Below are 26,808 nucleotides of genomic sequence, written 5' to 3' on the forward strand. Positions count from 1 at the left end.
TTTGGGTGGGGCGATGGGTGCAACCCGGCGGTCCCGCTTCTCGCGATGGCCGCCAACCGGAAAGAGCTTGCTGTGGAACGAGCGGCAAAAAAAGACGCGGTCGAACAGCTCAATGGGGTCTTCAAGACCACGAGCGTCGCGATCGTTGCTCAATATTCCGGCCTGACCGTTGCCCAGATGCAGAAGCTGCGGACGCAGATGAAGCAGGCTGGCGCCTCGGTGAAGGTCTCGAAGAACCGTCTCGCCAAAATTGCTCTTGAAGGCACTGACGTCGTTGCCATCGGTCCCATGCTGAAGGGACCGACCGTGATCGCCACTTCGAACGATCCGGTAGCGGCGCCGAAGGTCGCCGTCGAATTCGCCAAGGCGAACGAAAAGTTCGTCATCATTGGTGGTTCGATGGGAACGACCGTCCTGAATGTCGATGGCGTGAAGGCTCTTGCCTCGCTGCCGTCGCTTGATGAACTGCGCGCCAAGATCGTCGGCCTTCTTGTGGCTCCGGCGACCAAGATCGCTCAGCTCGCCAACGCGCCTGCGGGCAAGCTCGCGCGCGTCATCCAGGCACATGCCTCAAAGGGCGAAGCGGCCTGACGCCCTTCGCAAAACTCAAACCCGAACCAGACTTACACCTAAGGAAACTGAACAATGGCTGACTTGCAGAAGATCGTTGACGACCTCTCGAGCCTCACCGTGCTCGAAGCTGCCGAACTGGCGAAGCTCCTCGAAGAAAAGTGGGGCGTTTCGGCTGCCGCGGCTGTCGCCGTGGCCGGCCCGGCTGGTGGTGGCGCTGCCGCCGCTCCGGCCGAAGAGAAGACCGAGTTCACGGTTGTTCTTGCCGCCGCCGGCGACAAGAAGATCGAGGTCATCAAGGAAGTCCGCGCCATCACCGGCCTGGGCCTGAAGGAAGCAAAGGACCTCGTCGAGGGCGCGCCGAAGCCTGTCAAGGAAGGCGTGAACAAGGACGAGGCCGAGAAGCTCAAGGTCCAGCTCGAGAAGGCTGGCGCGAAGGTCGAGCTCAAGTAAGCACCGCTTACTGGCGAGGTCCCGGGCGAGCGTCAGCTGGTCTGCGATCTCAGCCTATCCCCCAACAAGGGGTAGGCCAGATGCAAAAGGCGTGCGACGGGACGTCCCGTCGCATGCCGAACACGAAAAAGTGTGGGGATTTGCGGGTTCGCCCCTCGAATCTCCACTATTGTCGCCCCATATCGGTTCGGCAGCACGAAAGCGCGGTGGGCAGGGATACCGGACCCCTGTAAGCCGTTGGGAGAGCAAGCTATTTCGGGCTTTTTCAGTCCGTGAAGGCGGTCGTTGTGACGGGCGGGCGCGCACCAGCGCCCCGCGCGTCGTTTTGCGTTTTGAAGGTCTGAAGAACAGATTCAGGACATTCCGCCCTGAACTTGAGTCTCCGGCCCCCAAAGCGGGTTCGAAAAATTCAACCCGGAGAGCGGTGGCAGCCGCGTTCCGGAGGGCGCGCCCAGAGCGGGCGCCGAAAATGAGAGGCCACGATGGCGCAGCAGACATTCACCGGTCGCAAACGCGTTCGCAAGTTCTTCGGACACATCAAGGAAGTGGCAGAGATGCCGAACCTCATCGAGGTTCAGAAGGCGTCCTATGACCAGTTCCTGATGGTCGATGAACCCCAGGGGGGGCGTCTCGACGAAGGTCTGCAGGCGGTCTTCCGCTCGGTGTTCCCGATCTCCGACTTCTCGGGCACTTCGATGCTGGAATTCGTCCGCTACGAGTTCGAGCAGCCGAAATATGACGTCGACGAGTGCCGCCAGCGCGGCATGACCTTCGCGGCTCCGCTCAAGGTGACGCTGCGCCTCATCGTGTTCGATATCGACGAGGAAACCGGCGCGAAGTCGGTCAAGGACATCAAGGAGCAGGACGTCTACATGGGCGATATCCCGCTCATGACGATGAACGGCACCTTCATCGTCAACGGCACCGAGCGCGTCATCGTCTCGCAGATGCACCGGTCGCCCGGCGTGTTCTTCGACCACGACAAGGGCAAGACCCATTCGTCGGGCAAGCTGCTGTTCGCCGCCCGCGTCATCCCGTATCGCGGTTCCTGGCTCGACATCGAGTTCGACGCCAAGGACATCGTCTATGCGCGTATCGACCGTCGCCGCAAGATCCCGGTGACGTCGCTGATGTTCGCCCTCGGCCTCGACGGCGAGGCGATCCTGTCCACCTTCTACAAGAAGATCCTCTACAAGCGGACCAAGGAAGGCTGGCGCGTTCCGTTCGACGCCAACCGTTTCCGCGGTTACTCGACCGTCAACGACCTGATCGACGCCGATACCGGCAAGGTCGTGCTCGAGGCCGGCAAGAAACTCACCGTTCGTGCCGCCCGTCAGCTCCAGGAAAAGGGGCTGAAGGCGCTGCGCATGTCCGATGAGGAACTGGTCGGCAATTACATCGCCGAGGACCTCGTCAATCCGAAGACGGGTGAGATCCACGCCGAAGCCGGCGAGGAAATCACCGACAAGTCGATGAAGGTGCTCAACGAGCATGGCTACAAGGAGCTGCCGCTCCTCGACATCGACCACGTCAACATCGGCCCCTACATCCGCAATACGCTCTCGGCCGACAAGAACATGACGCGTGAGGACGCGCTGTTCGACATCTACCGCGTGATGCGTCCGGGCGAGCCGCCGACGCTGGATTCGGCGCAGGCCATGTTCCAGTCGCTGTTCTTCGACGCCGAGCGCTATGACCTCTCCGCGGTCGGCCGCGTCAAGATGAACATGCGTCTCGACCTCGATGCGCCTGACACCCAGCGCACGCTGCGCAAGGAAGATATCCTCTCCGTCATTAAGACGCTGGTGGATTTGCGCGACGGCAAGGGCGAGATCGACGACATCGACCATCTCGGCAACCGCCGCGTGCGCTCGGTCGGCGAACTCATGGAGAACCAGTACCGCATCGGCCTCCTGCGCATGGAACGCGCGATCAAGGAGCGCATGTCCTCGGTCGACATCGACACGGTCATGCCGCAGGACCTGATCAACGCCAAGCCGGCGGCTGCCGCCGTGCGCGAGTTCTTCGGCTCCTCGCAGCTCTCGCAGTTCATGGACCAGACCAACCCGCTCTCGGAGATCACCCACAAGCGTCGTCTCTCGGCGCTTGGACCGGGCGGTCTGACCCGCGAGCGCGCTGGCTTCGAAGTCCGCGACGTGCATCCGACGCATTACGGCCGCATCTGCCCGATCGAGACGCCGGAAGGCCCGAACATCGGCCTGATCAACTCGCTCGCGACCTTCGCGCGCGTGAACAAGTACGGCTTCGTCGAGACGCCGTATCGCAAGGTCAAGGACGGCCGCGTCACCGACGAGGTCGTGTATCTCTCGGCGATGGAAGAGGGCCGCTACACGGTCGCGCAGGCCAACGTGCCGCTCGACCCGAAGGGCCGCTTCACCGAGGACCTCGTGGTCTGCCGTCACGCCGGCGAAGTCTTGCCGGTGACGCCCGACAAGGTCGACTACATGGACGTGTCGCCGAAGCAGCTGGTTTCGGTCGCCGCGGCGCTGATCCCGTTCCTCGAGAACGACGACGCCAACCGCGCGCTGATGGGCTCGAACATGCAGCGCCAGGCGGTGCCGCTGGTTCGCGCCGAGGCGCCGTTCGTCGGCACCGGCATGGAAGGCGTGGTTGCGCGTGACTCGGGTGCCGCGATCGCGGCGCGCCGTTCGGGCGTGATCGACCAGATCGACGCCACCCGCGTCGTCATCCGCGCCACCGAAGATCTCGATCCGACCAAGTCGGGCGTCGATATCTACCGTCTGATGAAGTACCAGCGTTCCAACCAGTCGACCTGCATCAACCAGCGTCCGCTGGTGAAGGTCGGCGACATCGTCAGGAAGGGCGACATCATCGCCGACGGTCCGTCGACCGATCTCGGTGAGCTCGCTCTCGGGCGCAACGTGCTCGTCGCGTTCATGCCGTGGAACGGCTACAACTTCGAAGACTCGATCCTGCTCTCCGAGCGGATCGTGAAGGAAGACGTCTTCACCTCGATCCACATCGAGGAGTTCGAAGTAATGGCCCGCGACACCAAGCTCGGGCCTGAGGAAATCACCCGCGACATTCCGAACGTGTCGGAAGAAGCGCTGAAGAACCTCGACGAAGCCGGTATCGTCTACATCGGTGCGGAAGTGCGCGCTGGCGACATCCTGGTCGGCAAGATCACACCGAAGGGCGAGAGCCCGATGACGCCGGAAGAGAAGCTGCTGCGCGCCATCTTCGGCGAGAAAGCCTCCGACGTTCGCGACACCTCGCTGCGCGTTCCTCCGGGCGTGCAGGGCACGATCGTGGAAGTGCGCGTGTTCAACCGTCACGGCGTCGACAAGGACGAGCGTGCGCTGGCGATCGAACGGGAAGAGATCGAACGTCTGGCCAAGGACCGCGACGACGAGCAGGCGATCCTGGATCGCAACGTCTACAACCGTCTTGCCGAGCTGCTCGAGGGACGGCAGGGCATTGCCGGTCCGAAGGGCTTCAAGAAGGACACCAAGATCACCCGTGCGGTGCTCGAGGAGTACCCGAAGTCGCAGTGGTGGCTGTTCGCTTCGCCGAACGACAAGCTGATGGCCGAGATCGAGGCCATGCGGAAGCAGTACGACGAGTCGAAGAAGGGGCTGGAACAGCGCTTCCTCGACAAGGTCGAAAAGCTCCAGCGCGGTGACGAATTGCCGCCCGGCGTGATGAAGATGGTCAAGGTCTTCGTCGCGGTGAAGCGCAAGATCCAGCCCGGCGACAAGATGGCCGGCCGCCATGGCAACAAGGGCGTGGTGTCGAAGATCGTTCCGATCGAGGACATGCCGTTCCTCGAAGACGGCACGCATGCCGATATCGTGCTCAACCCGCTCGGCGTGCCCTCGCGCATGAACGTCGGGCAGATCCTCGAGACCCATCTCGGCTGGGCCTGTGCCGGCCTCGGCAAGCGTATCGGCCAGACGGTCGATGCCTATCTGTCGAAGCAGGACATCAAGCCGCTGAAGGAAACCTTGAAGAAGGTCTACGGCGAGGACGAGACGATCAAGTCGCTCAACGACAACGAACTGATCGAACTCGGCCATAACCTCAGCCGCGGCGTGCCGATCGCGACGCCGGTGTTCGACGGCGCCAAGGAAGCCGACATTGAGGAGATGCTGAAGCTTGCCGGTCTGGACGCTTCGGGCCAGTCGACCGTCTATGACGGCCGTACCGGCGACGCGTTCGATCGCAAGGTGACGGTGGGCTACATCTACATGCTCAAGCTGCACCATCTGGTCGACGACAAGATCCATGCGCGTTCGATCGGTCCGTACTCGCTCGTCACCCAGCAGCCGCTGGGCGGCAAGGCGCAGTTCGGCGGCCAGCGCTTCGGCGAAATGGAGGTGTGGGCGCTCGAAGCTTACGGCGCGGCGTACACGCTCCAGGAGATGCTGACGGTGAAGTCGGACGACGTCGCCGGCCGTACCAAGGTGTACGAGGCGATCGTGCGCGGCGACGACACGTTCGAGGCCGGTATTCCGGAATCGTTCAACGTGCTGGTCAAGGAGATGCGCTCGCTCGGCCTCAACGTCGACCTGCACAACTCCAAGGTGGGACCGGCGTCGACGTCGGAAGCTGCCGAGTAACACGACCTTTCATGCCCGGCCTTCGCGGCCGGGCATCGGCGCTCCGTCCGAGGCCTTGAGGGCAGGGCGCCCCGATCGAGTGATTTTCGAATTTGCGGCCGGAGGCGACCGGCACGCGAGGAGAAGACGATGAACCAAGAAATTATGAATCTCTTCAATCCGACGACTCCGGCTCAGGTCTTCGACCAGATCCGGATCTCGATCGCGTCTCCAGAGAAGATTCTGTCCTGGTCCTACGGCGAGATCAAGAAGCCGGAGACCATCAACTACCGTACCTTCAAGCCCGAGCGCGACGGCCTGTTCTGCGCCCGCATCTTCGGACCGATCAAGGACTACGAGTGCTTGTGCGGCAAGTACAAGCGCATGAAGTACAAGGGCATCATCTGCGAGAAGTGCTCGGTCGAGGTCACGCTGTCGCGCGTCCGACGCGAGCGCATGGGCCATATCGAGCTCGCAGCCCCCGTCGCGCACATCTGGTTCCTGAAGTCGCTGCCCTCGCGCATCGGCCTGCTGCTCGACATGACGCTGAAGGATCTCGAGCGGATCCTCTACTTCGAATATTACGTCGTGCTCGAGCCGGGTCTCACCGCACTCAAGGACCGTCAGCTGCTGTCGGAAGACGAGTACCTGAAGGCGCAGGACGAGTACGGCCAGGACAGCTTCACCGCCATGATCGGCGCGGAAGCGATTCGCGAGCTGCTCAAGGGCATGGACCTCGAGAAGCTCGAAGCCACCTTGCGTCTCGAGATGCAGGAGACCGACTCCGACATCAAGCACAAGAAGCTCGCCAAGCGCCTGAAGATCGTGGAAGCGTTCCGCCACTCCGGCAATAAGCCGGAATGGATGATCATGACCGTGGTTCCGGTGATCCCGCCGGACCTGCGTCCGCTCGTGCCGCTGGACGGCGGCCGCTTCGCGACCTCGGACCTCAACGACCTCTACCGCCGCGTCATCAACCGCAACAACCGCTTGAAGCGGCTGATGGAGCTGCGTGCACCGGACATCATCATCCGCAACGAGAAGCGCATGCTTCAGGAAGCGGTCGATGCGCTGTTCGATAACGGCCGCCGCGGTCGCGTCATCACGGGTGCCAACAAGCGCCCGCTGAAGTCGCTCGCCGACATGCTCAAGGGCAAGCAGGGCCGTTTCCGCCAGAACCTGCTCGGCAAGCGCGTCGACTATTCGGGCCGTTCGGTGATCGTGGTCGGTCCCGAGCTGCGCCTGCATCAGTGCGGCCTGCCGAAGAAGATGGCGCTCGAGCTGTTCAAGCCGTTCATCTATTCGCGGCTCGACGCCAAGGGCCTGTCCACCACGGTGAAGCAGGCCAAGAAGCTGGTCGAGAAGGAGCGGCCGGAGGTTTGGGACATCCTGGATGAGGTCATCCGCGAGCATCCGGTGCTGCTCAACCGCGCGCCGACGCTGCATCGTCTCGGCATCCAGGCGTTCGAGCCCGTGCTGATCGAGGGCAAGGCAATCCAGCTTCACCCGCTGGTCTGCGCCGCGTTCAACGCCGACTTCGACGGCGACCAGATGGCCGTGCACGTTCCGCTGTCGCTCGAAGCGCAGCTGGAAGCGCGCGTCCTGATGATGTCGACCAACAACATCCTGCATCCGGCGAACGGCCAGCCGATCATCGTGCCGTCGCAGGACATCGTGCTCGGTCTCTACTACGTCTCGATCATGCGCGAAGGCATGCCCGGCGAGGGCAAGATCTTCGGCGACATGGCCGAGCTCGAGCACGCGCTGCATGCGAAGGTCATCCACCTCCACACCAAGATCAAGTACCGGTGGCAGGGGATGGATGAGACCGGCAAGGTCTCGACGCGCTGGATCGAGACCACCGCCGGCCGCGTCATGCTCGGCAATCTCCTGCCGAAGAACCCGCGGATTTCGTACGAGATCATCAACAAGCTGATGACCAAGCGCGAGATCTCGGGCGTGATCGACCAGGTCTACCGCCACTGCGGCCAGAAGGAGACGGTGATCTTCTGCGACCGCATCATGGCGCTCGGCTTCTACAACGCGTTCAAGGCCGGCATCTCGTTCGGCAAGGACGACATGGTCGTACCGCACTCCAAGTGGAAGATCGTCGACACCACCCGTACGCTGGCGAAGGATTTCGAGCAGCAGTACAACGACGGTCTGATCACCCATGGCGAGAAGTACAACAAGGTCGTCGACGCCTGGTCGAAGGCCACGGAAGAAATCGCCAAGGCGATGATGAAGGAGATCTCCTCGACCAAGAAGACGGCGAGCGGGGCTGATGCCGACATCAACTCGATCTACATGATGGCTCACTCCGGTGCCCGCGGTTCGCCGGCCCAGATGCGCCAGCTCGCCGGCATGCGCGGCCTGATGGCCAAGCCGTCGGGTGAGATCATCGAGACGCCGATCATCTCGAACTTCAAGGAAGGCCTCTCGGTGCTTGAGTACTTCAACTCGACCCACGGCGCCCGCAAGGGCCTCGCGGACACCGCGTTGAAGACCGCGAACTCGGGCTACCTGACTCGTCGTCTGGTCGACGTGGCGCAGGACTGCATCATCACGCAGAGTGACTGCGGCACCAAGCTCGGCATCAAGATGCGCGCCATCGTCGATGCCGGCACCGTGGTTGCTTCGCTCGGCTCGCGCATCCTCGGACGCACAGCCTGCGAAGACATTCGCGACAGCTCCGGCAAGGTGATCATCAAGCGCGGCACGCTGATGGAAGAGAGCCATCTGGACGCCATCCAGCAGGGTGGCGTGCAGGAGGTGAAGATCCGTTCGGCACTGACCTGCGAACTCGTCAACGGCATCTGCGGCATGTGCTACGGCCGCGACCTTGCCCGCGGCACGCCGGTCAACCACGGTGAAGCCGTCGGCGTCATCGCGGCGCAGTCGATCGGTGAACCCGGTACCCAGCTGACCATGCGCACCTTCCACATCGGTGGTGCGGCGCAGCTCAACGAGCAGTCCTTCGTCGAATCGAACTTCGACGGCAAGATCGTGATCCGGAACAAGGCCATCGCCCGCAACAGCGAAGGTCACCTGGTCGCGATGGTCCGCAACATGGTGATCGCGATCGTCGATGCCGACGGTACCGAGCGTGCGACGCACCGTATTCAGTACGGCGCGCGCCTGCACGTCGACGAAGGCGACATGGTCAAGCGGGGCCAGCGCATCGTCGAGTGGGACCCCTACACGCGTCCGCTTCTCACCGAAGTGGAAGGCATCATCGGCTTTGAGGATCTGGTCGAAGGTCAGTCGATCACGGAAACGCTGGACGAGGCCACCGGCATCGCCAAGCGCGTGGTCATCGACTGGCGCTCGACTCGCGGCGGCGCGGATCTGCGTCCGGCCATCGTGGTCAAGGGCAAGGACGGTAAGGTGCTCAAGCTCGCCCGTGGCGGCGATGCCCGCTACATGCTGTCGGTCGACGGCATTTTGTCGGTCGACGTGGGAGCCAAGGTCAACCCGGGCGACATCCTCGCCCGTGTCTCGACCGAGAGCGCCAAGACGCGTGACATCACCGGCGGTCTGCCGCGGGTGGCGGAACTGTTCGAGGCACGGCGTCCGAAGGATGCGGCGATCATCGCCGAAATCGCGGGCACCATCCGGTTCGGGCGTGACTACAAGAACAAGCGCCGCATCTCGATCGAGCCGATGGACAAGACCGAGGAGGCGCGCGAGTACCTGATCCCGAAGGGCAAGCACATCCACCTTCAGGACGGCGACGTCGTCGAAAAGGGCGACTTCATCGTGGAAGGCAACCCGGCGCCGCACGACATCCTTGCGGTCAAGGGCATCGAGGAACTCGCGGCCTACCTGGTCAACGAAATCCAGGAGGTCTACCGGCTCCAGGGCGTGCTCATCAACGACAAGCACATCGAGGTGATCGTTCGTCAGATGCTCCAGAAGGTGGAAGTCACCGACCAGGGCGACACTGACATGATCTCGGGCGAGCAGGTCGACAAGATCGAGTTCGACGCGCTCAACGAGAAGGCCAAGGAAGAGGGCAAGAAGATCGCCACGGGGACGCCGGTTCTGCTCGGCATCACCAAGGCGAGCCTCCAGACCCGCTCCTTCTTCTCGGCGGCCTCGTTCCAGGAGACCACCCGCGTCCTCACGGAAGCGGCGGTCAACGGCAAGGTCGATCCGCTCGAAGGTCTCAAGGAGAACGTCATCGTCGGCCGGCTGATCCCGGCGGGCACCGGCGCCTCCATGGCCAAGATCCGCGAAGTCGCCGTGAAGCGCGACAAGATGATCCTGGACGAGCGCGAGAAGCAGGCGGCGGTCGTGTCGCCCGCGCCGGAAGCGGAGCTTCCTGCGCTGCCTCCCGCGGAATGATCGTTCATCCGTAGGACTACCGAGGACAATGAAAAGGCCGGCGAAAGCCGGCCTTTTTGCTGCTTTGGTTGCCTGTTGCGATGCGGGATCAACCTTTGTTCATCTTTCCTTCAGGCGCAAAAGCGCTTGTGCTAAGGGAGCTTAGAACGGTGGATCCCGTGACGGGGCAGCGCCGGAGACCTCGGAACTCACATGCTTGATCTCGCAATCGTAGGTGGCGGCCCCGGCGGGCTGATGAGCGCTTGGTATCTGAAGCGCAAGCTTGGCGATCTCTGTCGCGTCACCATTTACGAGGCCTCCGACCGGCTCGGCGGCAAGATCGTCACGCGCAAGTTCGACTCGGCGCCCGCGATGTACGAGGCCGGCGTTGCCGAGATCTACGACTATTCGATGACCGGGCCGGATCCGCTGCGCGAATTGATCCAGCATTTCGGGCTGCAGACGATTCCGATGGATGCCGAGCAGGTGCAGTTCGGCGGCGAGCTCCTCGACGACGTGCCGGGCATGCGCCGCAGATACGGTGCCAAGACCGCCGCGGCGATCGAGGCGTTCCGCAAGCGCTGCGCTGAAGCGATGTCGCCGGTCGAATACTACGAGGGCGTCGGCGCGCACGACAACGAGAACCCCTGGGCCTATAAGACTGCCGAGCAGGTGCTCGACGAGGAGGTCGAGGACGAAACCGCAAAGCGCTTCTTCAAGGTGATGGCGCGCTCCGACATCGCGACAGAGAGCCACAACACCAACGGCCTCAATGCGCTGAAGAACTATCTGATGGATGTCGACGGCTATATCGGCCTCTATTCCATCCAGAACGGCAACGAACAGCTGATCGAGTGCCTGCAGTCGGAGGTCAACGCCGACATCCAGCTCAATCACCGCGTGCTTGCCGTCGGCAAGGCGCCGACCGGCCGCTACCAGCTCAAGATGATGAACGGCAAGGGACCGGAGACGCGCGACTTCGATCTCGTGCTGGTCTGCCTGCCGCATTCCTGGCTCGCCACCATGGGGTGGGAGGGCGAGCAGCTCCGCAAGTCGATGGTCAAGCACATCTCCTACTTCGACCGTCCCGCGCATTACTTGCGCGTCTCGATCCTGTTCGACACACCGTTCTGGGGCGAGAAGATTCCCGGCGCCTGGTTCATGTCGGAAGCTTTCGGCGGCTGCTGCGTCTACAACGAGGGCGCGCGCCACGACGTCGGCAAGCACGGCGTGCTGAACTGGCTGATCCCGGGCTCCGACGCGCTGGCCTTCGCCAATCTGTCGGATCAGGAGCTGATCGATGCCGCGCTGAAATCGCTGCCGGCCTCGCTCGGCAATGCGCGGTCGCATTTCATGGAAGGCAAGATCCATCGCTGGCTGTCGTCGGTGAACGCGATACCGGGCGGCCTGCCGGTGCGCGACGTCATGACCAATCACCGGCCGGAGCCGAAGGAGCATCCCGGGATCGTCGTGGTCGGCGACTATCTGTTCGACTCGACGCTGAACGGACTGCTCGACTCCTCGGATGCCGCGACCGACATCATCCTGACCGAGATGATGCGCCTGCGCCGCGCGCGCGCGCAGGACGACAAGCCGCTCTCCGACAAGATCGACCGTGACTATTTCGAGAATTATCGTGGCCTCGGTCCCTATCACGAGGCGTGGCGGCACTTCACCGATCCCGATTACCTCACCAGGCTGCTCGGCATCGTCTGGGGCAAGACGAAGGGCACCAAGCTGCTCGTCGCGGGCTCGGCCAGCGGCGAACTGGTCGGTGCGCTGCGCGACCGCGGCATCGATGCCTTCGGCATCGAGAACAACCGCGCCATCCACGCCAGGACCCCGAAAGCGCTGAAGAAGTACAACAAGCTCGGCTCGATCACCGACATGCCGTTCAAGGACGGCGCGTTCGACTTCGTGTTCGAGACCAGCCTTTGCCATGTTTCCCCGAAGCAGGTGGTCCGCGCGATCAAGGAGCTGAACCGCGTGGTCAAGACCGGCCTCGTGTTCGGCTCTGTCACCTCGGACATGGCGCCGGCGCTGATCGACCGCTACGACCTCCTGCGTGGAGTCAAGAAGCTCGGCACCTGGTGGGAATGGTCCGAACTGTTCTTCGGCAATGGCTTCGACCTCTCGATGCACCGCAAGGACAGTACCGATGCGCTCTGGGAGGCGACGCTCGCCGCCAACAAGGGGCCGGGACAGTGGTACGCTGACGCCGACAGCCTGCGCTATTCCTTCTTCGACAAGGTTGAGGACGACGACGAGGACTAGCCGCGGGGGCGTGCTCGAATTCGCCAATTGTTTTGCCGAATTCATAATGATCGCATAGAATCGGCAAGATAGCGGCCCTCCGCTATGTCCTGCTTTCTCTGCGGTCATGCCGGCCGTCAGCATCGGTTGGTTTCATGGCATCCAAGCCTTCCTCGCCCGACAAATCCCTTTCGCCCGACAAACAGAAACTCGCCGCCGAAAAGGCGGCCGAGCTCGACGACAAGCTCGCCTCGGCTGCCAAACCGGACCTCGAAGACGACGAGGATGCCGAAGACGAGGCGGATGACGAGCTGGAGCTCGATGACGACGGTGAGGACGAGGACCTCGTCGTCTTTACCGCGCGCGAGGCCGCCGGCGCGCTCGCGACCATCGTCGGGTTCGTCAAGCCATTCCTGGTTAATTACAAACGGATGCTGTCATTCGTGGCGTTTGGCGTCTTCGTCGAGACGCTGTTCAACGTCATCATGCCGCTCAGCCTCAAGTTCCTGATCGACGACGCGCTCGGCGAGGAGGACTTCCAGGCGCTGTACAAGATCCTCGGCGTGCTCGCCGTCGCCGGCATCTTCACCTCGATCGTTGCGGTCTGGTACGAGCGCTGGGACGCGCGATTGGCGGCCTGTATCATCTCGGACGTCCGCCAACGCCTGTTCGAGCACGTTCAGGACCTGCCGGCAGCGTATTTCGGCCGCACCAAGCGCGGTGAGATCCTGTCGCGCTTCTCCGTCGACCTCTCGGCCTTCGAAGGCTCGGTCAAGACGTTTGCCAACAGTGCCGCGCTGCCGTTTCTGGAATTGATCGCCGGCATCATCCTGATGGTGTTCCTGAACTGGCAGCTCGCGGCGGTCGCGCTGCTCGTGTTCCCGATCACGCTGATCGGACCGCGGATCCTGACGCCAAAGGCGGTGCAGGCCAATTACGAGCAGAAGCTCAACGAGAGCGCGCTGCTCGGCATGGTGCAGGAGAACGTGGCGGCGCAGGCCGTGATCAAGGCGTTCAGCCTGCAGCGCAAGATGTTCGGTTTCTTCACCTTCCGCAATCACGAGGCGCGCGACAAGATTGCTTCGGCCGCGTTCCTCTCGACCATGGTGGAGCGGACGGTCACCATCTCGGTGCTGATGCTGCACCTCGTCGTGCTCGCCATCGGCGCCTATCTTGCCACCAAGGGCCAGATCACCATCGGCACCTTCGTCACCTTCGAGAGCGCGTTCTGGGAGGTCTCCTACAACATCGCCCATGTGATGCATTTCATTCCGGTGTCGATCTCCTCGGCCGCCGCGATCCGCCATATGCAGGAACTGCTGGACGAGCCGACGCGGGCTGCCGATCGCGCCGGCGCGCCCGATCTGCCGCGCATCACCAACGACATCACCTTCGATCACGTCTCCTTCCAGTACGAGGGCAGTCAGACGCCGGTGCTGGATAATCTCAGTCTCAAGCTCAATGCAGGCAAACGCATCGCGATCGTCGGTCCCAGCGGCTCCGGCAAGAGCACGCTGCTCAACCTGATCCTGCGGCTTTATGTGCCCAACGAAGGCCGCGTCACCATCGACGGCGTCGACGTCCGCAAGGTGACGTTGGATTCGCTGCGCCGGAGCATGGCAGTGGTGTTCCAGGAGAACATGCTGTTCAACATGTCGATCCGTGAGAATATCCGGCTTGGCAAGGAGGGCGCGACCGACGAGGAAGTGGAGGAGGCCGCCAAGAAGGCCGAAATCCACCGTTACATCATGAGCCTGCCCCAGCGCTACGACACTCCGGTCGGCGAGCGCGGCGATACGTTGTCAGGCGGCCAGCGCCAGCGCATCGCGATTGCGCGGGCGGTCATCCGCAATCCCTCGGTGCTGCTGCTGGACGAGGCCACCTCGGCGCTGGACCAGACCACGGAAGCCGCGATCAACCGCACGCTGCTCAAGGTCGCCAAGGGCCGTACCATGATCTGGTCGACCCACCGTCTGACCTCGGTGGTGGAGATGGACGAAATCATCGTGATTTCAGGGGGCAGGGCGATCGAGCGCGGTTCGCATGCCCAGTTGCTCGCCAAGAACGGGACCTACCGCAAGCTGTGGAACGACCAGATCCACCAGCCGCACGCCGCGGCGGCTCACACCGATGACGGCAGAGACGATGATGATGAAGACGACCTTGAGGATGACGAGGACGACGACGAGGAAGAGTGACCGGTGACCGCAACCGATTCTGTGATTCCAGTTATCGGTCTCCGCCGAATCTGCACCCAACGGTGAGTTCTTCGATTCGAAAACTCAATCGGATCGCTCCCATTCGGGATTGATCGGACCCTCAAAAAGGCCCGCGGCCGGCTTCGCGGGCGTCGGCACGGCGAACGGCGCCCTAACGATTATGATCAAGTCTTCGGCGCAGATTGCCGCCAAAGGGGCAGAATTAATGCCTCGGGGCTAAAAAGGCCGGCCGGCGAGTCATAAAAATTCTTTTGACCCGGGTATAAATCTGTCGCAGGCTGGCGAAACCGTGTAGACGTTCCTATATCGGAGTGCGGCGACGAGCGCGCCAAACAGCGATTTCGACAGGCTCCTGAAGCGCTTCTGACTGTCGTTTCGCCTTGACTTGATTGATTCCCACTTATAGAAAGCGCCTCACTTAACGACAGGCGGTGAGCATCGCCAGCGTCGGAACGGGCCACCCGTTAGATCCCCAAGGACCAGAGCCGCAAGGGATCGCTCAAGCGGGCACCAACCTCGACGAATGCCGCTCAAACGCTGTCGATCATAGCTAGGCAATGCCAGTGCGACTTTAGGTCTCTTGAGCACGTCCTCTTGAGATCGAATTCGGATGCATGACCTCAGTGCGCGGGCCGCGGCTTTGTGCTGACCGGCCTTGATACTGCGGTCCTCTGTGGCGTCGAAGCGCTTTCCGCCCGTTGATGGGGCGGTTGGCGCGATTTCGCTTTGTGCGGTTTGTTCGCGCAGGGTGACCCGGTCGGGCGGGGTGCTCGAAAGAATTGCGGTCCCTTCATGGGACTGCGGCAAGACAGCGGATCCGCAAGGAGCCGCGATAACAAAGGGTAAGGCCAGGATGCCGACGATCAACCAGCTGATCGCTCAACCGCGTGAAGTGCAGAAGTCGCGCAAGAAGGTGCCGGCGCTGCAGCAGTCGCCGCAGAAGCGTGGTGTTTGCACCCGCGTCTACACCACGACCCCGAAGAAGCCGAACTCGGCGCTTCGTAAGGTCGCAAAGGTGCGCCTGACGAACGGCTTCGAGGTGATCGGCTACATCCCGGGTGAGGGCCATAACCTTCAGGAGCACTCGGTGGTCATGATCCGCGGCGGTCGCGTCAAGGACTTGCCCGGCGTTCGCTACCACATCCTCCGCGGCGTTCTGGATACCCAGGGCGTCAAGAACCGTAAGCAGCGTCGTTCGAAGTACGGCGCGAAGCGTCCGAAGTAAGCGGGAACCAGGTCCATGTCTCGTCGCCACTCAGCGGAAAAGCGCGAAGTTCTTCCGGATCCGAAGTTCGGGAACATCATCGTCACGAAGTTCATGAACTCGGTGATGTACGCCGGCAAGAAGTCGGTCGCCGAAGGCATCGTCTACGGTGCGTTCGGTATCATCGAAACCAAGACCAAGCAGAACCCGCTCGGCGTGTTCGAGCAGGCGCTCGAGAACGTCATGCCGACGATCGAAGTGCGCTCCCGCCGCGTCGGCGGCGCGACCTACCAGGTTCCGGTCGAAGTTCGTTCGACCCGCCGTCAAGCGCTGGGCATCCGCTGGCTGATCTCGGCTGCGCGTGACCGCAACGAGAAGACCATGACCGAGCGGCTCTCTGCCGAGTTGCTCGATGCGTCGAACAACCGTGGTAACGCCGTCAAGAAGCGGGAAGACGTGCACCGGATGGCGGAAGCCAACCGTGCCTTCTCGCACTATCGCTGGTAACGGCGAAACACGGAATCTAAGGAACACTCAATGCCCCGCGTTCATGCCATAGAGAATTACCGCAACTTCGGTATCATGGCGCATATCGATGCCGGCAAGACCACGACCACCGAGCGCATCCTCTATTACACCGGTAAGAGCCATAAGATCGGCGAAGTGCACGAGGGTGCAGCGACGATGGACTGGATGGAGCAGGAGCAGGAGCGTGGCATCACGATCACCTCGGCTGCGACCACCGCGTTCTGGGCCGGCAAGCGCCTGAACATCATCGACACCCCCGGCCACGTCGACTTCACCATCGAAGTCGAGCGTTCGCTGCGCGTGCTCGACGGCGCCGTCTGCGTACTCGACTCGAACCAGGGCGTCGAGCCCCAGACCGAGACCGTCTGGCGCCAGGGCGACAAGTACAAGGTTCCGCGCATCGTCTTCGCCAACAAGATGGACAAGACCGGCGCCGACTTCTTCAAGTGCCTTGCCGACATCGTCGACCGCCTCGGCGCCAAGCCGATCGCGATCCAGCTTCCGATCGGTGCCGAGAACAACTTCAAGGGTCTCGTCGACCTCGTGAAGATGCAGGGCATCATCTGGAACGATGAATCGCTCGGCGCGAAGTTCGACTATGTCGACATTCCCGAGGATCTGGTCGAGCAGGCCAAGGAATACCGCGAGAAGATGGTGGAAGCCGCCGTCGAGCTCGACGACGACGCCATGGCCGCCTATCTCGACGGCAAGGAGCCGGACGAAGAGACGCTGAAGCGGCTGATCCGCAAGGCGGTCCTGACTGGCGCGTTCTATCCCGTGCTGTGTGGCTCGGCCTTCAAGAACAAGGGCGTGCAGCCGCTGCTCGACGCCGTCGTCGACTATCTGCCGTCGCCGGTCGACGTGCCCGCGATCAAGGGCACCGACGATCGCGGCAACGAAGTTGTGCGCAAGGCTGACGACAAGGAGCCGCTCGCGCTCCTCGCGTTCAAGATCATGGACGACCCGTTCGTCGGCACCATCACCTTCTGCCGCATCTACTCCGGCGTTCTGCAGAGCGGCACCGGCGTCGTGAACTCGACCCGCGAGAAGAAGGAGCGCATCGGGCGCATGCTGTTGATGCATGCGAACAATCGCGAAGACATCAAGGAAGCCTATGCCGGCGACATCGTCGCGCTGGCCGGCCTGAAGGAAGCGCGCACCGGTGACACGCTGTGCGATCCCGACAAGCAGGTGATCCTGGAGAAGATGGAATTCCCCGAGCCGGTCATCGAGATCGCGATCGAGCCGAAGTCCAAGGCCGACCAGGAGAAGCTGGGCGTGGCGCTGGCCAAGCTCGCTGCGGAGGATCCGTCCTTCCGCGTGTCGACCGATCAGGAGTCCGGCCAGACCATCCTCAAGGGCATGGGCGAACTCCATCTCGACATCAAGGTCGACATTCTCCGCCGCACCTACAAGGTCGACGCCAACATCGGTGCGCCCCAGGTTGCGTTCCGTGAGCGGGTCACCAAGAAGGCCGAGGTCAAGTACACCCACAAGAAGCAGACCGGCGGTACCGGTCAGTTCGCGGAAGTGTCGATCGTGGTCGAGCCGAACGAACCCGGCAAGGGCTACGAGTTCGAGTCCAAGATCGTCGGCGGTGCGGTTCCGAAGGAATACATCCCCGGCGTCGAAAAGGGCCTCAACAGCGTGATGAGCTCTGGTGTCGTCGCGGGCTTCCCCGTGGTCGACGTCAAGGTTCAGCTCGTCGACGGCAAGTATCACGACGTCGACTCGTCGGCGCTCGCCTTCGAAATCGCAGCGCGCGCGGCATTCCGCGAAGCCCTGCAGAAGGGCAAGTCCGTCCTGCTCGAGCCGATCATGAAGGTCGAAGTGGTGACACCGGAAGACTATACCGGCTCGGTCATCGGCGACCTGAATTCGCGGCGCGGTCAGATCCAGGGTCAGGACATGCGCGGCAACGCCAACGTCATCAATGCGATGGTGCCGCTCATGAACATGTTCGGTTACGTGAATAACCTGCGCTCGATGAGCCAGGGTCGCGCAACCTTCACCATGCAGTTCGACCACTACGCAGAAGCGCCGGCCAACGTGTCGGCAGAAGTCCAGAAGAAGTTTGCCTGATTGTCGTCGGTCACGAACTGACGATTGAACGGAGAGTCAAATGGCCAAAGCTAAGTTTGAACGTAACAAGCCGCACTGCAACATCGGCACCATCGGTCACGTCGACCATGGCAAGACGTCGCTGACCGCGGCGATCACCAAGGTTCTCGCCGAAGCGGGCGGTGCGACGTTCACCGCGTACGACCAGATCGACAAGGCGCCGGAAGAGAAGGCGCGCGGCATCACCATCTCGACCGCGCACGTCGAGTACGAGACGCCGAACCGCCACTACGCCCACGTCGACTGCCCCGGCCACGCCGACTACGTGAAGAACATGATCACCGGCGCCGCCCAGATGGACGGCGCGATCCTGGTCGTGTCGGCCGCTGACGGCCCGATGCCGCAGACCCGCGAGCACATCCTGCTCGCCCGCCAGGTCGGCGTGCCCGCGCTCGTCGTGTTCCTCAACAAGTGCGACATGGTCGACGATCCGGAACTCCTCGAGCTCGTCGAGCTCGAAGTCCGCGAGCTGCTCTCGAAGTACGACTTCCCGGGCGACAAGATCCCGATCATCAAGGGTTCGGCGCTCGCCGCTCTCGAAGATTCCGACAAGAAGCTCGGCCACGACGCCATCCTCGAGCTGATGAAGAACGTTGACGAGTACATCCCGCAGCCGGAGCGTCCGATCGACCAGCCGTTCCTGATGCCGGTTGAAGACGTGTTCTCGATCTCGGGCCGCGGCACCGTCGTGACCGGCCGTGTCGAGCGCGGCATCGTCAAGGTCGGCGAGGAAATCGAGATCGTCGGTCTCCGTGCGACCCAGAAGACGACCGTCACCGGCGTCGAAATGTTCCGCAAGCTGCTCGATCAGGGGCAGGCCGGCGACAACATCGGTGCGCTGCTCCGCGGCACCAAGCGCGAAGACGTCGAGCGCGGCCAGGTGCTGTGCAAGCCGGGTTCGGTCAAGCCGCACACCAAGTTCAAGGCTGAGGCTTATATCCTCACCAAGGAAGAGGGCGGTCGCCACACCCCGTTCTTCACCAACTACCGTCCGCAGTTCTACTTCCGCACCACCGACGTGACCGGTGTCGTGCATCTGCCGGAAGGCACCGAGATGGTGATGCCGGGCGACAACATCGCGATGGAAGTGCACCTGATCGTGCCGATCGCGATGGAAGAGAAGCTCCGCTTCGCGATCCGCGAAGGTGGCCGCACCGTCGGCGCCGGCGTCGTCGCCTCGATCATCGAGTAATACGAGCATAGGGATCGGCGAGTAGCGAATGGTGACATTCGCTATTCGCTATTCGCCACCCCACTGAAGAGAGACCACGGCAATGAACGGCCAAAACATTCGTATCCGTCTCAAGGCGTTCGACCATCGTATCCTCGATACGTCGACCCGCGAGATCGTGAACACGGCGAAGCGCACCGGCGCGCAGGTCCGCGGACCCATTCCGCTGCCCACCCGCATCGAGAAGTTCACCGTCAACCGTTCGCCCCACGTCGACAAGAAGAGCCGCGAGCAGTTCGAGATGCGCACTCACAAGCGCCTGCTCGACATCGTCGATCCGACCCCGCAGACCGTCGATGCTTTGATGAAGCTCGACCTGGCCGCCGGTGTCGACGTCGAGATCAAGCTCTAAGATTTTTGGATCACGTTCGCGATTATAGCGGACAGAAAGAACAGGAAGCACGCCGATGCGCTCCGGAGTGATCGCACAAAAGGTCGGGATGACGCGGGTCTTTACAGAGGCCGGCGAACATATCCCCGTGACCGTGCTGAAGCTCGGCAATTGCCAGGTCGTAGGCCACCGCACTGAAGAGAAGAACGGTTACGTTGCGCTCCAGCTTGGTTCTGGCGCCCGCAAGACCGTTTACATGCCCAAGGCCGAGCGCGGCCAGTTCGCGGTCGCCAAGGTCGAGCCGAAGCGCCGGGTCGAGGAGTTCCGCGTCACCGCGGATGCCATGATCCCGGTCGGTGCCGAGATCCTTGCCGACCACTTTGTCGTCGGCCAGTTCGTCGACGTCACCGGCACCTCGGTCGGTAAGGGCTTCGCCGGCGGCATGAAGCGCTGGAACTTCGGCGGTCTGCGCGCCACCCACGGCGTGTCGGTCTCGCACCGCTCGATCGGTTCGACCGGCGGCCGTCAGGACCCCGGCAAGACCTGGAAGAACAAGAAGATGCCTGGCCACATGGGTGTCGACCGCATCACCACGCTCAACCTTCGCGTCGTTCAGCTCGATGTCGAGCGCGGCCTGATCCTCGTCGAAGGCGCCGTTCCCGGCTCCAAGGGCGGCTGGATTCGCGTGCGCGACGCCGTCAAGAAGCCGTTGCCGAAGGAAGCTCCGAAGCCCGGCAAGTTCAAGGTTGCGGGCGGCGAAGCCGAGGCTGCGGCCCAGCAAGAGGGTGCGTGAGATGGAATTGAAGGTCACCACCCTCGAAGGTAAGGAAGCCGGCTCGGTCCAGCTCTCTGACACCATTTTCGGTCTCGAGCCGCGCCAGGACATCATTGCACGTTGCGTGCAGTGGCAGCTCAACAAGCGCCAGGCCGGTACCCACAAGGCCAAGGGTCGCGCCGAGATCTGGCGCACCGGCAAGAAGATGTACAAGCAGAAGGGCACCGGCGGTGCTCGTCACGGCTCGGCCCGCGTGCCGCAGTTCCGCGGCGGCGGACGTGCCTTCGGTCCGGTGGTGCGTTCGCACGCCACCGATCTGCCGAAGAAGGTCCGCGCGCTGGCGCTGAAGCATGCGCTCTCGGCCAAGGCCAAGGACGGCGATCTCGTCGTGATCGAGAAGGCCGCGCTGGAAGCCGCCAAGACCAAGGCGCTGCTCGGTCACTTCTCGGGTCTGGGTCTGACCAACGCGCTGATCATCGACGGCGCCGAGCTCAACAACGGCTTTGCCGCTGCGGCCCGCAACATCCCGAACATGGACGTTCTGCCGATCCAGGGCATCAACGTCTACGACATCCTGCGCCGTCAGAAGCTCGTTCTGACTAAGGCCGCCATCGATGCGCTGGAGGCGCGCTTCAAATGACGAAGAACATCGAGGCCCGCCACTACGACGTGATCCTGTCGCCGGTCGTCACCGAAAAGGCGACGATTGCCTCGGAGCACAACAAGGTGCTGTTCAAGGTGGCCGCCAAGGCGACCAAGCCGCAGATCAAGGAAGCGATCGAGAAGCTGTTCGACGTCAAGGTCAAGAGCGTCAACACGCTGGTCCGCAAGGGCAAGACCAAGATCTTCCGCGGCAATCTCGGTTCGCAGTCGAACTCCAAGCGCGCGATCGTGACTCTCGAAGAGGGTCACCGGATCGACGTGACCACCGGTCTGTAAGGTCGCAAGACGATGGCACTGAAGACATTCAATCCCACGACGCCGGGCCAGCGCCAGCTGGTCATGGTCGATCGTTCGGCCCTCTACAAGGGCAAGCCGGTCAAGGCGCTCACCGAAGGCAAGCACTCCTCGGGCGGCCGCAACAGCACCGGTCGCATCACCGTGCGCTTCCGCGGCGGTGGTCACAAGCGGACGCTGCGCACCGTCGATTTCAAGCGTGAGAAGATCGACGTTCCCGCGACCGTGGAGCGGCTGGAATACGATCCGAACCGCAGCGGCTTCATCGCGCTGATCAAGTATCAGGACGGCGAGCAGGCCTACATCCTGGCGCCGCAGCGCCTGGCCGTGGGTGACACCATCATCGCCGGCAACTACGTCGACGTGAAGCCGGGCAACGTCATGCCGCTCGGCAACATGCCGGTCGGCACGATCATCCACAACATCGAGCTCAAGATCGGGAAGGGCGGCCAGCTCGCCCGTTCCGCGGGCACCTATGCCCAGCTCGTCGGTCGCGACCAGGACTACGTGATCATCCGCCTGAATTCGGGCGAGCAGCGCCTGGTGCACGGCCGTTGCCGCGGCACGATCGGCGCGGTGTCGAACCCGGATCACATGAACACCTCGATCGGCAAGGCCGGCCGCAACCGTTGGCTGGGCCGCAAGCCGCATAACCGCGGTGTTTCGATGAACCCGATCGACCATCCGCACGGCGGTGGTGAAGGTCGTACCTCGGGCGGCCGCCACCCGGTCACCCCGTGGGGCAAGCCGACCAAGGGCAAGAAGACCCGCAGCAACAAGTCGACCAACAAATTCATTCTCCTAAGCCGCCACAAGCGGAAGAAGTAAGGAACGCCGGACATGGTTCGTTCAGTCTGGAAAGGCCCGTTCGTCGAGGGTTCTCTGCTCAAGAAGGCAGATGCCGCGCGCGCGTCCGGCCGTCACGACGTCATCAAGATCTGGAGCCGTCGCTCGACGATCCTGCCGCAGTTCGTCGGCCTGACCTTCGGCGTCTACAACGGTCAGAAGCACGTTCCGGTGGCGGTCAACGAGGAAATGGTCGGGCACAAGTTCGGCGAGTTCTCGCCGACCCGGACCTTCCATGGCCACTCCGGCGACAAGAAAGCCAAGAAGGCTTGAGGATTAAACGATGAGCAAACCTAAGCGCGAACGGAGCCTCGCCGAGAACGAGGCCAAGGCGGTCGCCCGGATGCTGCGGGTGAGCCCGCAGAAGCTCAACCTGGTCGCCCAGCTCATTCGCGGCCGGAAGGCAGCTGCTGCGCTCGCCGATCTGCAGTTTTCGCGCAAGCGGATCGCGGTCGACGTGAAGAAGTGCCTGGAATCGGCTATCGCCAATGCCGAGAACAACCACGATCTCGACGTCGACGATCTCGTCGTGGCGCAGGCCTTCGTCGGCAACGGCCTCGTCATGAAGCGCTTCGCCGCCCGCGGCCGCGGCCGCTCGGGCCGTGTCTACAAACCATTTTCGCAGCTGACGATCATCGTTCGTCAGGTCGAAGCCGAAGCAGCCGCTTAAGGGCGCAGGAGAACACGATGGGTCAAAAGATCAATCCGATCGGTCTGCGTCTCGGCATCAACCGCACCTGGGATTCCCGCTGGTTCGCCGGCAAGCAGGAATACGGCAAGCTGCTGCACGAGGACGTCAAGATCCGTGAGATCCTGCACAAGGAGCTCAAGCAGGCGGCCGTCGCCCGGATCGTGATCGAACGTCCGCACAAGAAGTGCCGCGTCACCATCCACTCGGCTCGTCCGGGCGTGGTGATCGGCAAGAAGGGCGCCGACATCGACAAGCTGCGCAAGCGGGTCGCGGACATCACCTCGTCCGACGTCGTCATCAACATCGTCGAGATCCGCAAGCCGGAGCTCGATGCGACCCTGGTGGCCGAGTCGATCGCGCAGCAGCTCGAGCGCCGCGTCGCGTTCCGCCGTGCCATGAAGCGCGCCGTTCAGTCGGCGATGCGTCTCGGCGCTGAGGGCATCCGCATCAACTGCTCGGGTCGTCTGGGCGGTGCGGAAATCGCGCGCATGGAGTGGTACCGCGAAGGTCGCGTGCCGCTGCACACGCTGCGCGCCGACATCGATTACGGCGTTGCGACCGCGTTCACGACCTTCGGCACCTGCGGCGTCAAGGTCTGGATCTTCAAGGGCGAGATCCTCGAGCACGATCCGATGGCCCAGGACAAGAGAATGGCCGAAGGCGAAAGCAGCGGCGGTGGTGATCGCGGTGGCCGTGGGCGCCGCGACAACGCTGCGGCCTGACGCCAGCACAGAGAATTTGAGGGCTCAAAGCCATGATGCAACCTAAGAAGACGAAGTTCCGGAAAGCGCATAAGGGCCGTATCCACGGCGTTGCGTCTTCGGGTGCGACGTTGGCCTTCGGCCAGTTCGGCCTGAAGGCGACCGAGCCTGAGCGCGTCACCGCGCGCCAGATCGAAGCCGCCCGTCGTGCGCTGACCCGTCACATGAAGCGTGCGGGTCGCGTCTGGATCCGCGTATTCCCGGACGTTCCGGTGTCGAAGAAGCCGGCCGAAGTCCGCATGGGCTCCGGCAAGGGTTCGCCGGAATTGTGGGTCGCGCGCGTCAAGCCGGGCCGGGTGTTGTTCGAGATCGACGGTGTCAACACCCAGACCGCGCGCGAAGCGTTGACCCTGGCGGCCGCCAAGCTGCCGATCAAGACGCGCTTCGTCGAGCGCATTGCGGAGTAATGGCCATGGCCCAGATGAAGATCGAAGACATCCGTGCGATGAGCCCCGACCAGCAGGATGACGCTGTCCTGAACCTGAAGAAGGAGCGCTTCAACCTGCGCTTCCAGCGCGCCACCGGGCAGCTCGAGAACACCTCGCGCCTGCGCGAGGCCCGTCGTGACATCGCCCGGATCAAGACCGTCGCCGCGCAGACGCGCGCGAAGAAGAAGTAAGAGGCTTACGAAGATGCCGAAACGTACTTTGCAGGGCGTGGTCGTCAGCGACAAGCAAGCCAAGACCATCGTGGTGCGCGTTGATCGCCGCTTCACGCACCCGATCTACAAGAAGACGATCCGCCGTTCGAAGAATTACCACGCGCACGACGAGAGCAACGAGTTCAAGCCGGGCGACATGGTGTGGATCGAGGAATCGAAGCCGATTTCGAAGTTGAAGCGCTGGGTCGTGATCCGGGGCGAACACAAGAAAAGCGCCTGATCTCTCGGCTTTAGCCGACCGACTTCAGGTAAATGTTGAGCGCCGGCTGGGCTGGCGCAAATTGAAGAGGACGAGGTGCATCAATGATTCAGATGCAGACCAACCTCGACGTGGCCGACAATTCTGGCGCACGCCGTGTCATGTGTATCAAGGTGCTCGGGGGCTCCAAGCGCCGCTACGCCACGATCGGCGACATCATCGTCGTTTCGATCAAGGAAGCAATTCCGCGTGGCAAGGTGAAGAAGGGCGACGTGATGAAGGCCGTCGTGGTGCGCGTCCGCAAGGACATTCGCCGCGCCGACGGTTCGGTCATCCGCTTCGACCGCAACGCCGCCGTCCTGATCAACAACCAGTCCGAGCCGGTCGGCACCCGTATCTTCGGGCCCGTGCCGCGCGAGCTGCGCGCGAAGAACCACATGAAGATCATCTCGCTCGCGCCGGAGGTGCTGTGATGGCTGCGAAGATCCGCAAGGGCGACAAGGTTATCGTACTGACCGGTCGCGACAAGGGCCGCACCGGCGAAGTGTTCGAAGTGCGTCCCGACGCCGGCACGGCGCTGGTGCGCGGCATCAACATGGTCAAGCGTCACCAGAAGCAGACGCAGGCCCAGGAGGGCGGCATCATCTCGAAGGAGTCGCCGATCCAACTGTCCAACATCGCGTATGTCGGCAAGGACGGGAAGCCGACCCGCGTCGGATTCAAGATTCTGGCGGACGGCAAGAAGGTCCGCATCGCCAAGAGCTCGGGAGCTGAGATCGATGGCTGAGGCCGCTTACACCCCGCGTCTGCGCGCGGAATACGATGCGAAGATCCGCACGGCTATGACCGAGAAGTTCGGTTATGAGAACGTGATGCAGGTTCCGCGCCTGGATAAGGTCGTGCTGAACATGGGTGTTGGCGATTCCGTCAACGACCGCAAGAAGGCCGAGACCGCTGCTGCCGAGCTGACCCAGATCGCCGGCCAGAAGGCGATCGTGACCTATTCGCGTATCGCGATCGCGACCTTCAAGCTGCGTGAAAACCAGCCGATCGGCTGCAAGGTCACGTTGCGCAAGGCCCACATGTACGAGTTCATCGATCGCCTGGTGACGGTCGCGCTGCCGCGCGTCCGCGACTTCCGCGGCCTGAACCCGAAGAGCTTCGACGGCCGCGGCAACTACTCGCTCGGCATCAAGGAGCACATCATTTTCCCCGAGATCGACTTCGACAAGGTCACGGAAGCCCGCGGCATGGACATCACCGTCTGCACCACGGCCAAGACCGACGAAGAGGCGAGGGCCTTGTTGACCGCTTTCAATTTCCCGTTCCGGCAGTGAGACGCTGAGCTAAAGCCTCTCAAACGCGGATACCCAGGAGCCAAGCATGGCAAAGAAGAGTTCAATCGAGAAGAACAACCGGCGCAAGAGGATGGCGAAGAACGCCGCTCCCAAGCGCGCCCGGTTGAAGGCGATCATCGCCGACAAGACGCTGCCGATGGAGGAGCGCTTCGCCGCGACCCTGAAGCTTGCGGAAATGCCGCGCAATTCGTCGGCGACCCGCATCCGCCTGCGTTGCGAGCTGTCGGGTCGTCCGCGCTCGAACTACCGCAAGAACAAGCTGTCCCGTATCGCGCTGCGCGAACTTGGCTCCAAGGGCATGGTCCCGGGCCTCGTGAAGTCCAGCTGGTAAGGAGGGTCGTTTAGATGTCTACGCACGATCCAATCAGCGATCTGATCACTCGTATCCGCAACGCGCAGATGCGCTCCAAGTCCAAGGTCTCGACGCCTGGCTCGAGGATGCGCGAGAACGTGCTCGAGGTCCTCAAGAGCGAGGGCTACATCCGCGGTTACGCCACGCTCGAGCATTCCTCGGGCCGCAGCGAGATCGAGATCGAGCTGAAGTATTTCGACGGCGAGCCTGTCATCCGCGAGATCGAACGTGTTTCCAAGCCTGGGCGTCGCGTTTACGCCTCGGTGAAGAGCCTGCCGCGGGTCAACAATGGGCTCGGCATTTCGGTGTTGTCGACGCCGAAGGGGATCATGGCCGACCACAGCGCGCGCGAAGCGAATGTGGGCGGTGAAGTCCTCTTCACGGTGTTCTGA

General features: G+C 62.6%; 26 protein-coding genes. All 26 read left to right on the forward strand.

The genetic code is table 11. From position 1 onward, the window contains the following. The first annotated feature begins 72 nt into the window (after positions 1–72). The 26 genes from rplJ to rpsH all read left to right on the forward strand — a co-directional run bounded on the left by rplJ (position 73) and on the right by rpsH (position 26,808). Positions 73–591 carry a 50S ribosomal protein L10 gene (gene rplJ, locus JQ580_RS29100; RefSeq protein ID WP_212284075.1) on the forward strand — a complete coding sequence of 173 codons (519 nt, stop codon included), beginning with the start codon at positions 73–75 and terminating at the stop codon, positions 589–591. 54 nt (positions 592–645) lie between these two features. Further along, positions 646–1,023 carry a 50S ribosomal protein L7/L12 gene (rplL, locus tag JQ580_RS29105; RefSeq protein WP_094895389.1) on the forward strand — a complete coding sequence of 126 codons (378 nt, stop codon included), beginning with the start codon at positions 646–648 and terminating at the stop codon, positions 1,021–1,023. A 482-nt stretch (positions 1,024–1,505) separates the two neighbouring features. Beyond that, positions 1,506–5,624 (forward strand): DNA-directed RNA polymerase subunit beta, encoded by a 4,119-nt coding sequence (rpoB, locus tag JQ580_RS29110; RefSeq protein ID WP_212284077.1) that lies wholly within the window; start codon positions 1,506–1,508, stop codon positions 5,622–5,624. Between the two features lie 129 nt (positions 5,625–5,753). Beyond that, the gene (gene rpoC, locus JQ580_RS29115; RefSeq protein WP_212284079.1) at positions 5,754–9,950 is read left to right on the forward strand and encodes a DNA-directed RNA polymerase subunit beta'; all 4,197 of its coding nucleotides are present in this window, start codon (positions 5,754–5,756) and stop codon (positions 9,948–9,950) included. A gap of 192 nt (positions 9,951–10,142) precedes the next feature. Continuing rightward, positions 10,143–12,203 (forward strand): FAD-dependent oxidoreductase, encoded by a 2,061-nt coding sequence (locus JQ580_RS29120; RefSeq protein ID WP_212284081.1) that lies wholly within the window; start codon positions 10,143–10,145, stop codon positions 12,201–12,203. 134 nt (positions 12,204–12,337) lie between these two features. Continuing rightward, positions 12,338–14,380, forward strand: a complete 2,043-nt coding sequence (locus JQ580_RS29125) for an ABC transporter ATP-binding protein (protein ID WP_212284083.1) — start codon at positions 12,338–12,340, stop codon at positions 14,378–14,380. Positions 14,381–15,254: 874 nt separating this feature from the next. Next, positions 15,255–15,626, forward strand: coding sequence for a 30S ribosomal protein S12 (gene rpsL / locus JQ580_RS29130; RefSeq protein WP_007603006.1), 372 nt, complete (start codon positions 15,255–15,257; stop codon positions 15,624–15,626). A gap of 15 nt (positions 15,627–15,641) precedes the next feature. Continuing rightward, positions 15,642–16,112, forward strand: a complete 471-nt coding sequence (gene rpsG, locus JQ580_RS29135) for a 30S ribosomal protein S7 (RefSeq protein ID WP_018322260.1) — start codon at positions 15,642–15,644, stop codon at positions 16,110–16,112. Positions 16,113–16,142: 30 nt separating this feature from the next. Beyond that, positions 16,143–18,215 carry an elongation factor G gene (gene fusA / locus JQ580_RS29140; RefSeq protein WP_212284084.1) on the forward strand — a complete coding sequence of 691 codons (2,073 nt, stop codon included), beginning with the start codon at positions 16,143–16,145 and terminating at the stop codon, positions 18,213–18,215. Positions 18,216–18,255: 40 nt separating this feature from the next. Then, complete coding sequence (gene tuf / locus JQ580_RS29145) at positions 18,256–19,446, forward strand: elongation factor Tu (RefSeq protein ID WP_008136415.1); 1,191 nt, start codon at positions 18,256–18,258, stop codon at positions 19,444–19,446. An 82-nt stretch (positions 19,447–19,528) separates the two neighbouring features. Beyond that, positions 19,529–19,837, forward strand: coding sequence for a 30S ribosomal protein S10 (gene rpsJ, locus JQ580_RS29150; protein WP_002712302.1), 309 nt, complete (start codon positions 19,529–19,531; stop codon positions 19,835–19,837). A gap of 55 nt (positions 19,838–19,892) precedes the next feature. Beyond that, positions 19,893–20,609 (forward strand): 50S ribosomal protein L3, encoded by a 717-nt coding sequence (gene rplC / locus JQ580_RS29155; RefSeq protein WP_018322262.1) that lies wholly within the window; start codon positions 19,893–19,895, stop codon positions 20,607–20,609. Position 20,610: 1 nt separating this feature from the next. Further along, on the forward strand, positions 20,611–21,231 hold the full coding sequence (rplD, locus tag JQ580_RS29160; RefSeq protein ID WP_020508797.1) for a 50S ribosomal protein L4: 621 nt from the start codon (positions 20,611–20,613) through the stop codon (positions 21,229–21,231). Beyond that, complete coding sequence (locus tag JQ580_RS29165; RefSeq protein ID WP_063195096.1) at positions 21,228–21,530, forward strand: 50S ribosomal protein L23; 303 nt, start codon at positions 21,228–21,230, stop codon at positions 21,528–21,530. Before rplD ends, JQ580_RS29165 begins: the two co-directional genes overlap by 4 nt. Before the next feature lie 12 nt (positions 21,531–21,542). Next, positions 21,543–22,376 carry a 50S ribosomal protein L2 gene (gene rplB, locus JQ580_RS29170; RefSeq protein WP_212284086.1) on the forward strand — a complete coding sequence of 278 codons (834 nt, stop codon included), beginning with the start codon at positions 21,543–21,545 and terminating at the stop codon, positions 22,374–22,376. 12 nt (positions 22,377–22,388) lie between these two features. Next, positions 22,389–22,667 carry a 30S ribosomal protein S19 gene (rpsS, locus tag JQ580_RS29175; RefSeq protein WP_008136357.1) on the forward strand — a complete coding sequence of 93 codons (279 nt, stop codon included), beginning with the start codon at positions 22,389–22,391 and terminating at the stop codon, positions 22,665–22,667. A 10-nt stretch (positions 22,668–22,677) separates the two neighbouring features. After that, positions 22,678–23,064, forward strand: a complete 387-nt coding sequence (gene rplV / locus JQ580_RS29180; RefSeq protein ID WP_008136353.1) for a 50S ribosomal protein L22 — start codon at positions 22,678–22,680, stop codon at positions 23,062–23,064. A gap of 17 nt (positions 23,065–23,081) precedes the next feature. After that, complete coding sequence (gene rpsC, locus JQ580_RS29185; RefSeq protein WP_008136351.1) at positions 23,082–23,807, forward strand: 30S ribosomal protein S3; 726 nt, start codon at positions 23,082–23,084, stop codon at positions 23,805–23,807. Positions 23,808–23,839: 32 nt separating this feature from the next. Then, positions 23,840–24,253, forward strand: a complete 414-nt coding sequence (gene rplP / locus JQ580_RS29190; protein ID WP_008136349.1) for a 50S ribosomal protein L16 — start codon at positions 23,840–23,842, stop codon at positions 24,251–24,253. A 5-nt stretch (positions 24,254–24,258) separates the two neighbouring features. Then, positions 24,259–24,465, forward strand: coding sequence for a 50S ribosomal protein L29 (gene rpmC, locus JQ580_RS29195; protein ID WP_026202715.1), 207 nt, complete (start codon positions 24,259–24,261; stop codon positions 24,463–24,465). A 13-nt stretch (positions 24,466–24,478) separates the two neighbouring features. Beyond that, the gene (gene rpsQ, locus JQ580_RS29200) at positions 24,479–24,727 is read left to right on the forward strand and encodes a 30S ribosomal protein S17 (RefSeq protein WP_007603028.1); all 249 of its coding nucleotides are present in this window, start codon (positions 24,479–24,481) and stop codon (positions 24,725–24,727) included. 83 nt (positions 24,728–24,810) lie between these two features. Continuing rightward, positions 24,811–25,179 carry a 50S ribosomal protein L14 gene (gene rplN / locus JQ580_RS29205; protein ID WP_007603030.1) on the forward strand — a complete coding sequence of 123 codons (369 nt, stop codon included), beginning with the start codon at positions 24,811–24,813 and terminating at the stop codon, positions 25,177–25,179. Beyond that, positions 25,179–25,493, forward strand: a complete 315-nt coding sequence (gene rplX / locus JQ580_RS29210; RefSeq protein ID WP_212284088.1) for a 50S ribosomal protein L24 — start codon at positions 25,179–25,181, stop codon at positions 25,491–25,493. The genes rplN and rplX overlap by 1 nt, the downstream gene beginning before the upstream one ends. Further along, positions 25,486–26,043 carry a 50S ribosomal protein L5 gene (gene rplE / locus JQ580_RS29215; RefSeq protein WP_018322267.1) on the forward strand — a complete coding sequence of 186 codons (558 nt, stop codon included), beginning with the start codon at positions 25,486–25,488 and terminating at the stop codon, positions 26,041–26,043. The genes rplX and rplE overlap by 8 nt, the downstream gene beginning before the upstream one ends. A 46-nt stretch (positions 26,044–26,089) precedes the next feature. Then, the gene (gene rpsN / locus JQ580_RS29220) at positions 26,090–26,395 is read left to right on the forward strand and encodes a 30S ribosomal protein S14 (RefSeq protein WP_061026878.1); all 306 of its coding nucleotides are present in this window, start codon (positions 26,090–26,092) and stop codon (positions 26,393–26,395) included. Positions 26,396–26,409: 14 nt separating this feature from the next. Next, entirely contained in the window at positions 26,410–26,808 is a 399-nt protein-coding gene (gene rpsH, locus JQ580_RS29225; RefSeq protein WP_212284090.1) for a 30S ribosomal protein S8, read from the forward strand.

The sequence above is a fragment of the Bradyrhizobium sp. SZCCT0148 genome (assembly GCF_018129985.1).
Lineage (GTDB): Bacteria > Pseudomonadota > Alphaproteobacteria > Rhizobiales > Xanthobacteraceae > Bradyrhizobium > Bradyrhizobium japonicum_H.